The 11,746-nt window shown below is 66.7% G+C and carries 11 protein-coding genes and 1 tRNA gene; 8 read left to right on the forward strand and 4 right to left on the reverse strand.

From position 1 onward, the window contains the following. Nucleotides 1–11: 11 nt before the first annotated feature. Entirely contained in the window at nt 12–1,553 is a 1,542-nt protein-coding gene (locus tag AUCHE_RS09355) for a zinc-dependent metalloprotease (protein ID WP_245706791.1), read from the reverse strand. Between the two features lie 101 nt (nt 1,554–1,654). On the opposite strand from AUCHE_RS09355, the gene AUCHE_RS09360 reads away from it, so the two are divergent. Beyond that, complete coding sequence (locus AUCHE_RS09360; protein WP_040321867.1) at nt 1,655–2,092, forward strand: molybdenum cofactor biosynthesis protein MoaE; 438 nt, start codon at nt 1,655–1,657, stop codon at nt 2,090–2,092. Next, nucleotides 2,089–3,249, forward strand: coding sequence for a YlbL family protein (locus tag AUCHE_RS09365; protein WP_006503060.1), 1,161 nt, complete (start codon nt 2,089–2,091; stop codon nt 3,247–3,249). The genes AUCHE_RS09360 and AUCHE_RS09365 overlap by 4 nt, the downstream gene beginning before the upstream one ends. Before the next feature lie 3 nt (nt 3,250–3,252). On the opposite strand, the gene AUCHE_RS09370 is transcribed toward AUCHE_RS09365, so the two are convergent. Together AUCHE_RS09370 and AUCHE_RS17525 are read right to left on the reverse strand one after the other, a co-directional pair. Further along, on the reverse strand, nt 3,253–3,783 hold the full coding sequence (locus AUCHE_RS09370) for a PPA1309 family protein (protein ID WP_006503061.1): 531 nt from the start codon (nt 3,781–3,783) through the stop codon (nt 3,253–3,255). Nucleotides 3,784–3,978: 195 nt separating this feature from the next. Further along, the gene (locus AUCHE_RS17525) at nt 3,979–4,161 is read right to left on the reverse strand and encodes a hypothetical protein (protein WP_245706792.1); all 183 of its coding nucleotides are present in this window, start codon (nt 4,159–4,161) and stop codon (nt 3,979–3,981) included. Between the two features lie 6 nt (nt 4,162–4,167). Here AUCHE_RS17525 and AUCHE_RS09375 point away from each other — a divergent pair, with 6 nt between their 5' ends. The 3 genes from AUCHE_RS09375 (at nt 4,168) to AUCHE_RS09385 (ending at nt 8,184) form a co-directional block, all read left to right on the forward strand. Continuing rightward, a complete protein-coding gene (locus AUCHE_RS09375; RefSeq protein ID WP_245706793.1) occupies nt 4,168–7,074 on the forward strand; it encodes a UPF0182 family membrane protein in 2,907 nt (968 codons plus the stop codon). A 182-nt stretch (nt 7,075–7,256) separates the two neighbouring features. Further along, nucleotides 7,257–7,330: transfer RNA gene (locus tag AUCHE_RS09380), tRNA-Met, on the forward strand. 305 nt (nt 7,331–7,635) lie between these two features. Continuing rightward, complete coding sequence (locus tag AUCHE_RS09385; protein WP_006503063.1) at nt 7,636–8,184, forward strand: L,D-transpeptidase; 549 nt, start codon at nt 7,636–7,638, stop codon at nt 8,182–8,184. Nucleotides 8,185–8,232: 48 nt separating this feature from the next. Here the strand turns inward: AUCHE_RS09385 and AUCHE_RS15680 are convergent, their stop codons facing one another. Next, entirely contained in the window at nt 8,233–8,682 is a 450-nt protein-coding gene (locus tag AUCHE_RS15680) for a hypothetical protein (RefSeq protein WP_143114827.1), read from the reverse strand. Between the two features lie 225 nt (nt 8,683–8,907). Between AUCHE_RS15680 and AUCHE_RS09395 the strand changes: the two genes are divergently transcribed. The 3 genes from AUCHE_RS09395 to AUCHE_RS09405 are packed head-to-tail and all read left to right on the forward strand — an operon-like array spanning nt 8,908 to nt 11,689. Continuing rightward, a complete protein-coding gene (locus AUCHE_RS09395; protein ID WP_081578184.1) occupies nt 8,908–10,383 on the forward strand; it encodes a ferredoxin reductase family protein in 1,476 nt (491 codons plus the stop codon). Between the two features lie 14 nt (nt 10,384–10,397). After that, on the forward strand, nt 10,398–10,904 hold the full coding sequence (locus tag AUCHE_RS09400) for an FMN-binding protein (RefSeq protein ID WP_006503066.1): 507 nt from the start codon (nt 10,398–10,400) through the stop codon (nt 10,902–10,904). Beyond that, on the forward strand, nt 10,901–11,689 hold the full coding sequence (locus AUCHE_RS09405) for an FAD:protein FMN transferase (RefSeq protein ID WP_006503067.1): 789 nt from the start codon (nt 10,901–10,903) through the stop codon (nt 11,687–11,689). Before AUCHE_RS09400 ends, AUCHE_RS09405 begins: the two co-directional genes overlap by 4 nt. Nucleotides 11,690–11,746 lie beyond the last annotated feature (57 nt).

Consider the following 11,746-nt stretch of genomic DNA (forward strand, 5'->3'; position numbering starts at 1 on the left):
GCGGGGGCGGGTCAGGCGAGTGGCGGGGTGTTTCCGCCGTCGCGGCTCTCGCCCGGGGACGGCGGGTCGTCCTTCCGGGGGTTTCCTTCCCGGTTCGGGTGGCTCCCCGGGGGGGTTTTCCCTTCCGGGTCGGGTGACTTCTCGGTGTCGGCGGTGCCGAGGATCTGGGCGAGCGCGGCGTCGATCTCTCCGCCGAGGCCGCCCAGGCCGTCGTCGCCTTCGCTGTGTCCGTCGCCGCAGGTCCGTTCCACGAAGCCGAGGATGTCGTCGAGGTCGGCGGCGGTCGGTGCCACGTCGGGATGGGCCCAGACGCTGTCGCGGACGCTTTGTCCGCCGGCGTTCTCCAGGGCGGAGAAGAGGTTCGCGGCGTCGCGGAGTCGGCGCGGTCGCAGGTGCAGTCCGACGAGTTCACCGAAGATCGCCTCGGCCGGTCCGCCGGTGGCCCGACGTCGACGGATGGATTCGGAGAGGGCCGCGGCTTGGGGCAGCCGTCCTTCGCAGGCTTTCCCGGTGACGACGTCGACCCAGCCCTCGGTGAGGGCAAGCAGGGTTTCCAGGCGGGTCAGGGCTGCTTTCTGGGCGTCGCTGGGCTCGGGGGAGAAGAGCGTCTTGGAGAGCGCCTGTTGCATGGCCTGGGGGTCGCGGGGGTCGATCTCGGCGAGTTTGCGTTCGATGCCCTCGGTGTCGATGGTGATGTCCCTGGCGTAGGCCTCCACCGCGGCCAGGAGTTGCGACCCCAGCCAGGGGACGCCGCTGAACAGGCGGGTGCGGGCGCTTTCGCGCAGGGCCAGGTAGAGGCGCACCTGGGCGATGTCGACCTCCAGTCCTTCGGCGAGGGCGGTCACGTTGGCGGGGATGAGCGCCACCGTCGGCGTGCTCAGCAGGGGCAGGCCCACTTCGGTGGCGGAGACGACGTCGGTGGCGAGGGTTCCGATGGCCTGGCCGGTCTGGACGCCGAACATCGAGCTGCTCATCCGGGTCAGCATCGGTTCGAACTGGGCGATCATGGCGTTCAGGTCGAGTCCGGGGGGCATGCCGGGGATGGCCGGGGGGTTCTCCCCGGAGAACTGTTCGAGTTGGCCCCGGGTGGCGGTGACGACGGCAGCGTTGACCCCTTGGGCGACGGGGGAGACGATCTTGATCCACAGGTCGAGTGTTCGGGAGACCCATTCGCTGCGGCTCCAGGCCTGGGCGGGTGCTCCGGGGGAGTCGAGGGTGGTGGCCTGGGAGAGCCAGAGTTCGGCGATCCGGACGGCTTCGACCACCTCTCGTCGTTCGATGTCGCCGACGGCGGGGTCGCCGTCGGCGGTGGCGGTCTGGCGGGCTGTGTCGCTGCACAGCTGGGTGTTGATCCCGTCGGTGGGAGCGGCTTCGAAGAAGGACCGTAGTTGTGCGGCGAGGGCGCCCATCATGGCGGGATTGGACTGGTCCATCCCCATGGAGCGCATCGCCTCGGACATGGCGGGGTTGTTGGGGTCGCCGAGGAACTGTTGGAACAGTTGAGCGAAGTCCGGCTGGTCGTCGCCGCCCGGGCGGCGGGGGGTATCGGACACGATGTCTCCTGACGCACCTGAGAAGATGGTTGTCTCCAGATAACCACGTTCGGCCTCGTGACGTTCCCGTGGGGCGTCCGCCCGGAAGGAATACTTCATCCGTGAGCAGTTCGTCCTCGTCCGCCCGTGTGGTGCGTGCATCCGTGGGCCCGGAACCGTCGTTGGCCGAGCTCGTCGCTGAGGTCGCCGATCCTCGGGCCGGGTGTGTGGCGACTTTTGTCGGCTGGGTCCGTGACCATGATCATGGTCGGTCGGTGGAGCGTCTGGAGTATTCGGCGCATCCGTCGGCGTCGGCGCGCTTGGCCGATCTCGCGGCCGAGGTGGCCTCGGGCCCTGGTCTGGTCGCGATCTCGGTGCAGCATGCCACCGGTGATCTGCGGATCGGTGATGTCGCGGTGGTGGCGGCGGTGGCCGCGGAGCATCGCGGGCAGGCTTTCGAGGCCTGTCATCTGTTGGTCGATCGGTTGAAGGCGGAGGTGCCGATCTGGAAGCATCAGGTGTTCACCGACGGTGACGACGAGTGGGTGGGCATTCCATGAGGTGGTGGCGTCGGTCCGGGGCGGCGGAGGATCCGCCGGTTCCGTGCCCGTCGGGGGCTCCGCACGAGATCCCTGACGGGACGGTTCGCGGGGTCGAGGAGCGGCGGGTCGCGGGTCTGTCCTCCCGGACGTGGACCTTCCTGGCTGCGGCGTTGACGGCGACGGTGGTGGTGGCCGGGGGGAACTTGATCCATCCGCCGTACATCCTGTTCCGGCCGGGGCCGGTGTACGACACCCTGGGGGAGATCAACGGTAAGCCGGTGATCGAGGTCAAGGGTAGGCAGACCTACGGGGCCTCGGGTGAGCTCTCGTTCACCACGGTGGCTCTCTACGGGGGGCGTGATCGCGAGATCACCTTGTGGGAGTACCTGGTGGCACGGCTGCAGCCGGGAACGGAGATCCGCCCGGTGGCGGAGGTCTACCCCCGGAATGTGACGCGACAGCAGATCCGTCAACAGACGCAGGCTCAGATGGCTGATGCCCAGGCCGAGGCGAAGGTGGTGGCGATGCGGGCGGCCGGCCTGCAGGTGCCGGAGAAGGTCACGGTTGCGGCTGTCCTGGAGGACGGGCCGTCGGCGAAGACTCTGGTCAAGGGAGACCAGATTGTCTCTATGGAGGGGAAAGCACTGCCTGGAGGGGCGCCTCTACGGGCTCGGATCCAGGAGTTGAAGGACGACGAGACGCTTTCCTTGGTGGTCCTCAGAGCGGGTAAGGAAGTGCCGGTGTCGGTGTCCTCGACGGCGAAGGACGGGCGTCGGTTGATCGGGGTGGTTTTGTCCTCCGCTTTCGACTTCCCGGTGGAGGTGTCGATCCATGCGGGTGACGTAGGTGGTTCCTCGGCCGGGTTGATGTTCAGTTTGGGTCTGTACGACCGGTTGACCCCGGGTGAGCTCACCGGGGGGCGGAGGATCGCCGGGACCGGCACGATCGCGGGGAACGGGGCGGTCGGCGCGATCGGCGGCATCCAGCACAAGATGCGGGGTGCGCGCGAGACCAAGGATGCGGAGTGGTTCCTGTCCCCGGAGGCGAACTGTTCTGCGGTGCAGGGAAATATTCCGGACGGGCTGCGGGTGGTGAAGGTGGCGACCTTCGAGGCGGCCAAGCATGCCGTGGAAGAGATCGCCGCAGGCCGCGGCGATGCTCTCCCCGGTTGTTGAGGTTCAGACCTGCAGGGTCGCGGCGAGGGCTGCGACGAGTTCGGGGGCGATGTCCTGGCCGATGGCGACCTTGTCGTCGCTGTCGTGGGGACGTTGCCGGAGGAGGCAGGTCGATTCGCCGTCGCGGGTGACGGCGACCAGGAGTCGTACGTCGACCCGGTCGGGGTGTTCGGCGAGGATCTGGGCGGCCTCGTCGGGGTCCTCCGGAAGGTCCGCCTCGGCGTCAGGCGGGACGACGAGGCGTTCGACGGCCATGGCGACTCCGTCGACGTCGGCGGGCCAGGCGAGCATGGCGAGGAAGTCCTCCAGCGGGTCGGCCGGGGGGAGGTCCTCTTGTTCGATGGCGGACAGGGCTTGGTCGTCCAGGTTCTTGAGCTGGTGGGCGAGGGCGGGCTCGGCCGCGACGAGTTTGGCGGTGTCGACGAGGGCGAAGAGGCGGACGGGTTGGTCCCATCCGGCTCCGGCGACATAGCGCTCGGTCTCGATGGCGCATTGGACGAGGGGTGGGTGCATGTGCTGTAGAGAGGGGCTCACCCCTTCATCGTGCCGGATGATCACAGTCTGATGGGAAACTCGCTGTCGTATAGGTACGTTGAGCACGTGGGCCCCGTAAGGTCGGGGTTGCGTGCCCGTTTTGTGCACATTTGACTGATCAGGATGGCGGTGGGCGTGAGTCAGCAGGGTTTCGACGGCGAACGCGGCATGGAGCCGCGTGCGAGCGGGTCGGCTTCACCCGGTGGACCGCCGGGTGGTGACCAGGGCGGCTCGGGGCGTCCGGGTGATGGTGGTAAGAGCAGCGGAGGCGGTGGCTTCCGTTTCGGTTTCGGCGGCTTCGCCGCAGGTCCGGGCGGTGGAGGAGCCGGCGCAGGTGGTCCGCGCAGGCCGGGGGCGGGCGGTCCGCGGATGCCCCATCCGCCGATGAAACCGTGGCGGCCTTCTCCGCTGGTGGTGACTCTTCTGGTCCTGGCCGCCGTGGTGGCATTGGCGGTCTTCGGTTCGTTCGTGTGGACACAGTTGATGTGGTTCCAAGGCCTGGGTTACAGCAGCGTGTTCTGGACCCAGCTGGGTTCCCAGGTGGGACTCTTCGTGGGCGGAATGGTGCTCGCCGGGGCCGTGGTGGCCTCCAGTCTGGTGCTGGGGTACCGCACGCGTCCGATCTACGCGCCGGCCTCTCAGCGTGAACAGGTGCTGGACCGTTACCGGGAGATGCTCGACCCGGTGCGCAAGGTGGCCATCGTGGCGGTTCCTCTGGTACTGGGTGCTTTCGGTGGTCTGGCCGCGGCCAGTCAGTGGAAGGTCCTGTTGTTGTACCTGAACGGGCAGTCCTTCGGGAAGACCGATCCGACCTTCGGCAAGGACGTGGGTTTCTTCGTCTTCGACCTGCCTTGGTACATCTTCCTGGAGTCCTTCTTCACGATGTCCTTGGTGCTGGCGGTGATGGCCGCCGTGGTGACGCACTATGTGTACGGGGGCCTGGCGGTCGGCGCCAACGGGGTGCACACCTCGAAGTCGGCGCGCATCCACCTCGCGATCCTGGCGGCTTCGTTCGTGCTGGTGCGGGCGGTCGGTTACTGGCTGGATCGTTACCAGCTGTCGGTGACCTCTTCGAGCCGGATCACCGGTCTGCAGTACACCGAGGCGAATGCGGTGCTGTGGGCGAAGGGCATCCTGGCGGGGGCCGCGGTGCTCTGTGCGCTGTTCTTCCTGTCGTCGATCTGGACACGGTCGTGGACCTTCCCGATGACGGGTCTGGGGATCCTGGTCGTGGTCTCCCTGGCGGCGGGTACCGCCTATCCTGCGGCGATCCAGGCGTTCAAGGTCAAGCCGAGCGAGCAGTCCCTGGAAGCTCCTTATCTTCAGCACAACATCAATGCGACCCGGTCGGCCTACGGGTTGGACCAGATCGACCGGAAGCCCTACGAGGCGAAGAAGGTTCCGGACAAGGGCGGGCTCTCCGGTGATGCCGCGACGATCCCTGGTGTCCGGGTGGTCGACCCGATGGTGGTCAGCTCGACCTTCATGCAGTTGCAGGGTCTGCGTCGGTACTACCAGTTCCCGGACGTCCTGGACGTCGACCGGTACACGATCGACGGTAAACGTCAGGACACGGTGATCGCGGCTCGCGAGTTGGACCTGGCGAGTGCTCCTTCCCGCAGCTGGGTGAACGACCACACGGTGTACACCCACGGTTACGGGTTGGTCGCCGCCTACGGCACGCAGCGGGACGCCCGGGGGGAGCCGGTCTTCTTCGCCAAGGACATCCCGATGGTCGGCAAGTTGGGCGAGTTCGAGCCGAGGATCTATTTCGGCGAGAAGACCCACACGTACTCGATCGTGGGCGAGGCTCCGGGCGCGCATCCTCGGGAGCTGGACTACCAGTCGGACCAGGGGGAGTCACGGACGACTTTCTCCGGTGAGGGCGGGGTGAAGATGGACAACATCTTCAAGCGCCTGGCCTATGCGGTGAAGTACCGCGAGTACAACATTCTGTTGTCCGAGCAGGTGGGTGACCATTCGGTGATGCTGGACCATCGCACGCCGAAAGAACGTATCGAGCGGGTCGCCCCGTGGCTGACCTTGGACGGGAACCCCTATCCGGCGGTGGTCGACGGTCGTGTGCAGTGGATCGTGGACGGGTACACGACCAGCGCACACTATCCGTACAGCCAGTTGCAGTCGATCGACACGGCCACCTCGGACGCGGTGACCCGTTCGCGGCAGTCGGTGCAGGAGATCCGGGCCGGTCAGGTGAACTACATCCGTAACTCGGTGAAGGCCACGGTCGACGCCTACGACGGTTCGGTGAAGTTGTACACCTGGGACGATCAGGACCCGATGTTGAAGGCGTGGTCGTCGGCTTTCGGTGGGACGGTCAAACCGATGAACGAGATCTCGGGCGCGTTGATGAGCCATCTGCGCTACCCGGAGGACATGTTCAAGGTCCAGCGTGAGTTGTTGGCCCGGTACCACGTGACCGATGCTTCGGCGTTCTACTCGGGCAGTGATTACTGGAAGGTGCCCACGGACCCGACCGCTGCGGATCAGAAGGCCGGCCAACCGCCGTACTACCTGTCGATCGGGATGCCGGGGCAGAAGGATCCGGCGTTCTCGTTGACGACCTCGTTCACTCCTGCGGGGGAGAACCGCCAGTTCCTGACAGGTTTCCTGGCGGTCGATTCCGATGCCGGGGACGAGAAGGGCAAACGTCGGGACGGGTACGGCAAGATGCGTCTGTTGGAGTTGCCGGCGAATACGAACATCATGGGGCCGGCGCAGGTGCAGAACCAGATCTCCACGAGCAATCAGAACTCGACGGATTTCTCGGTGACCTTGAGCCAGTTCATCAACCTGAACCAGGGTGGTTCGACGGCGCAGAAGGGCAACCTGTTGACCTTGCCGGTCGGTGGGGGTCTGTTGTACGTCCAGCCGATCTACATCAGCGGTAAGGCGGGGACGTCGTATCCGTTGAACCAGGCGATCGTGGTCTCCTTCGGGGACAAACTGGCCTGGGGCGCGACTTTGGAGTCGGCGTTGAACCAGTTGTTCGGTGGTGATTCGGGTGCGAAGACGGATCAGCCGCCGCCGTCGACGCCGGGCAAGCCGCCGGCGGAGAATACGCCGCCGAACCCGTCAGCGGAGCTGAAGGCATTGCTCGCCGAGGCGCAGAAGGCCTATTCGGAAGGCCAGGAGGCGCTGAAGAAGGGCGATTTCACGGCCTATGGCACGGCGCAGAAGAAGTTGCAGGAGGCGATCGAGAAGGCGACGAAGACGTCGGGGCAGCTCCCGTCGGGTACGCCTGATCCGGCTCCGGCTGCGGGACGCTGACGATCCGGTAGGAGGTTGAGTCGGGCCGGGTGGTGTTCGCACCGCCCGGCCCGTTCCGTTGGCGCAGGGAGTGTGGACACCTTGTTCAGGTGGGTGTCGGAGGGGTGGCCACCTTTCTGACCTGGGGACTTACCTCGATTTGGACGGCCGCCCCGACCTTTGCTAAGCTAAGGACATACCGACGCGGGGTGGAGCAGCTCGGTAGCTCGCCGGGCTCATAACCCGGAGGTCGCAGGTTCAAATCCTGCCCCCGCTACTCAGTGAGTAGTTACGAAGGGCCCCTAGCCTACAGGCTAGGGGCCCTTCGTGTTTTCTCTGGTTGGACGGCGACGGCCCGGCGCTATCCAAGCGGGTCGCATCCGAACGGCGAGCCGCTCCAGCCCTTGCCATGACCCCATAGAGAACATCGACAAGCCTTGTCGGGCAAGTTATTTCAGAAGTAACACGGAGCCCGGCCGCTCGCCGGCGCACAACCTGCGGATGTTAACGTCGAAGGACGTGGAGTACTCCACCACTACAGAGGCCGGTCCGCCGGCACGGCACACGATCATGAGGGGCGTCATGACCATTCGTACCGCGCTGCGCACACTCGCCGTCGCCGGACTGACCGTCGTCATCGGCGGAATCGGCACCGGCGCATCCCGGGCTGCGGCCCCCGAACTGGGAAAACACGAGATCACATCGGCCGTCGGCAGCCAGGCCGCTGCGCCCGCCGCTCCGGCCGCCGAGCTCCCCGCGATCTGCAAGCAGAAGAAGAACATCGTCTGCGCGTCCCTGACCGACCGGACGCTGCGCTATTTCGAGAACGGCGAGGAAAAACTCACCACCCCGGTGATCTACGGCCGCCCCGGATACGAGACCCCGAAGGGTACCTGGCAGATCACGGCCAAGTCTCCCGACCAGTGGTGGTCCTACCCGTACAAGGTCTACATGCCCTGGGGGATGAAGTTCGACCCGAAGATCGGCTTCTACATCCACTACTCCTCGGGTTTCGCGCTCAACAGCGACACCTACATCGGCAGCCACGGTTGCATTCAGACCCGTGACTGGGAAGCCACGAAGAAGCTCTACGAGCAGGCTCCGGTCGGCACCACGGTGCACGTCTACTGAGCGACCCCTTGCGCCGGGTGATGTCCGTCCCCGGCGCAAGGCCCCGCTTCAGCGTTTCTTCCAGGTCGCACAGTCCCGGGTCTCGAAGAAGGCGTCGGTCTTCTGGATGGTGACCACGGTGCGCCCCTTCGTCACATGGTTGGTGATGAGTGGGTCCGGTGAGTCCTTCGCGGTGAGCCGGGCGGCGTAACACATCGTTCCCGGATCGGTCTCCGAGACATATGTTCCGGGCTGGATGTCGACTCCCACCTGGAAACGGCCGGTCCCGGGGATGGTCCCCGGTTCGATCGACGGTTTGCTGGTGGTCGAGGTGGACGGCGTCGACGATGTGGTGGGCGAGGAACTGGCCGATGTGCTGCTGGGAGCGGAGTTCTCCGATGACTTCTTCTCACCGCACCCGGTCAGGTGCATCCCGAGGAGGACGACGACCGCGGTGGTCACAGCGCGGCCGACGATCTGTTTCTTCTGCATCTGAGGCCTTTCCGGGAACCGGCTCATGAAGGGGGCTCCCCGGGACGGGAGCATCGGGTCCGGTCTTCATCAGACCGGCGAATCACGAGTCTAAGTAACTATTTTCGAAGTGGTGGCGAGGCCGGCGATATGTCTGGCGGCGGTCGGACGACAGGTTCGCAGGTCGCTCCGTCTATGCGGTGACCACTCATTCACAGGTGGCCCACAGCCAGGGCAGGCCTTCCTGACGGCGGCGTGGGCGAAACATGATGCATGACCTCCACCGCGCCCCCGCTCGCGAATGCGAACACCCCCACTGCGCTGAAGGTCCATGGGCGGGAAGGCCACTCGGGCATCACAGATGCTCCGAGAGCCGGGTCTACAGTCTCCTCCGCGCTCTCGGTGCCCCGATGGTGGTCGGTCGTCGCCGTGGCGACGGTCTGGATGAGTCTGCTGTTCGTCCTATGGCTGTGGTGGGCGAACGGCGGGGTGAGCAGAGCGACATCGACAGCCGAGGGATGGACCTCCATGGGACGGCTCACCGGGTTGCTCTCCTCGGACCTCCTGCTCCTGCAGGTGCTGATGATGGCCCGGATCCCATTCGTGGAGAAAGCCTTCGGCCAGGACGCCCTGACCGGGACCCACCGGCTCGCCGGCTTCGGCTCATTCGTCCTGATGCTGGCCCACCTCGGGATGACCCTCTTCGGCTACGCCGGAGCCTCCTGGACACAACTGTGGACCACCACCCTGGACGTCACTCTCGACATGCCGGCGATGCTGCTGGCCGTGCTCGGAACCCTCGCCCTGTGCGCGGTGGTCCTCTCCTCGGTCCGATCCGCCCGACGCCGGCTGCGTTACGAAACCTGGCATCTGATCCACCTGTACGCCTACCTGGGATGTTTCCTGGCGCTACCGCACCAGCTGTGGACCGGGGCGGACTTCCTGTCCTCACCGATCGCGACCGTCTACTGGTGGACCCTCTGGACGGGCGCAGCCGCCTCGGTGCTCCTCTTCCGGGTGGGTCTGCCCATCCGACGTAACCTGCGCCACCGCCTGGTGGTCACCGACGTACGTGCCGAAGGCCGCGATGTCACCACGGTGACCGTCACCGGCCGCCACCTGGACCGGCTGCCGGTCATCGGCGGACAGTTCTTCCTGTGGCGTTTCCTCGACGGACCAGGATGGACCCGGGCGCACCCCTATTCGCTGTCCGCCGCCCCCGACGGACGATCCCTGCGGATCAGCGTCGCGGGGGTCGGCGACGGCAGCCGACGGCTGGCCACGATGCAGCCGGGCACCAGAGTGCTGATCGAAGGACCGTACGGTCGACTTCACGAAGGCGTTCGCACTCGACGCCCGGTGCTGCTGATGGCCTCCGGGATCGGCATCGCTCCGATGCTCTCCCTCCTGGAATCCCTGTCCGTGCAACCGGGGGAGGCCACAGTGATCTACCGGGTCCGCGAACCGGCGTCCGCTGCGCTCCTACCCCGGGTGCAGGCGGTCACCGACGAGCTCGGAGCACACCTGTACATCCTCGACGGACCCCGGATCAGCGCGCGCAGGTCGTGGCTCCCGGAGAGCTGGTGCCATCTCTCCGACGCGGAGGCGCTGACCTGTCTGGTCCCGCAGGTCGCCGGGCACGACGTCTTCGTCTGTGGGGCGACGGCCTGGATGGATGCCGTGGAGGCGGCCGCGATCCGTGCCGGCGTCCCGTCCTCCTGCGTCCACACCGAACGTTTCACCGACTGACGAGGAAAGCTGCCATGACCGGTCGTGAGCCGAAGCTGTCGAATCCTGCCGCGGTGGCCGAACCGGGCCGACTGCGCCGCAATGTGATCGTCGGTGCGAGCACCGTGTCCGTGGTGCTCCTGGCCCTGGGGTATCACACCAGTCTGGGGGTCCGTGGCCCAGGAACAGCCACCCCCGGTGGGATAGCCGATCGTCCACGGCCGCCCGGCGGTGGGCCCGTAGCTGCTCCGGGAGCGCCTTTGAAGGACGGCACCTACACGGGAAATGCCACCGGGACCACGTACGGGGACGTCCAGGTGCAGATCGTCGTCTCGGCCGGGAAGATCACCAGTTCGCGGGCCCTGACCTACCCGAACAGCAGTTCCAAGGATCAACGGATCAATTCCCGAGCCGTCCCGCAGTACGATGCCGCAGCGGTCCGGGTCCAGAGTGCGCAGATCGACGCGGTGTCCGGGGCGACCGTCACCTGGGCTGGCTACACCGGGTCCCTCCAGTCGGCCATCGACCAGGCCAGGGCATGAGCCGCGGTCCCGCGGATCTGCCCGATCCGCCCCCGGCCTGCCCGCCGCCACCGTATGTCGCCGCGTATGTCCGCCGACTGATGGGGATGCCGGTGAGTATCCACCTGCGCGGGCCCGACCCGCGCTCCCCTCGAGCAGTGGAGGCCGTCGGGAAGGCCTACGACGAACTGGCCCGGGCCGAGGAGATCTTCAGCAGATGGCAGCCGCACAGCGAACTGTCCCGCCTCCGGCGCGGCGAGCTGACACTGACCGCGTGCGGCCCGCAGATGCGTGAGGTCGCGGCCTTGTGCGCGCACTACCAGCAGGTCACCGGTGGCTCTTTCACGGCGGTCCTGCCCGACGAGACGACCGGGGAACCGTCCTACGACCCGACCGGTCTGGTCAAAGGGTGGGCGGTGGCCCGGGCCGCGGGACATCTGGCGGCGGTGGGCGGACACGCTTACTGTCTCAACGCCGGCGGGGACCTCCTGGTCGGTGGGATCGACGAATCGCCCGGGGGCGGACGTCCGTGGCGCCTCGGCATCGACGATCCGGACATTCCCGGGCGAGTTGCCGGAGTCGTCGAACTCCACGCCGGAGCCCTGGCCACATCGGGATGTTCCGCAAGGGGTGCACATCTGGTGGACCCGGCCACCGGACGTCGGGAACGGCGCAGGGGATCGGTGAGCGTGATCGCGCCGGATATCGTCGAGGCCGACGCCTGGGCCACGGCGCTCTTCGTCGGACCGGCCGGCCTGGAAACGAGTTTCCTCGCCACACCGGACCGGCAGGTGATCCGATACTGAGGGAACCCGCGCCCAAGGTCCCTGGACATGAAGCGGTACCAGGGGTAAAGCCTCCTG

The sequence above is a fragment of the Austwickia chelonae NBRC 105200 genome (assembly GCF_000298175.1).
In the GTDB taxonomy this organism is placed as follows: domain Bacteria; phylum Actinomycetota; class Actinomycetes; order Actinomycetales; family Dermatophilaceae; genus Austwickia; species Austwickia chelonae.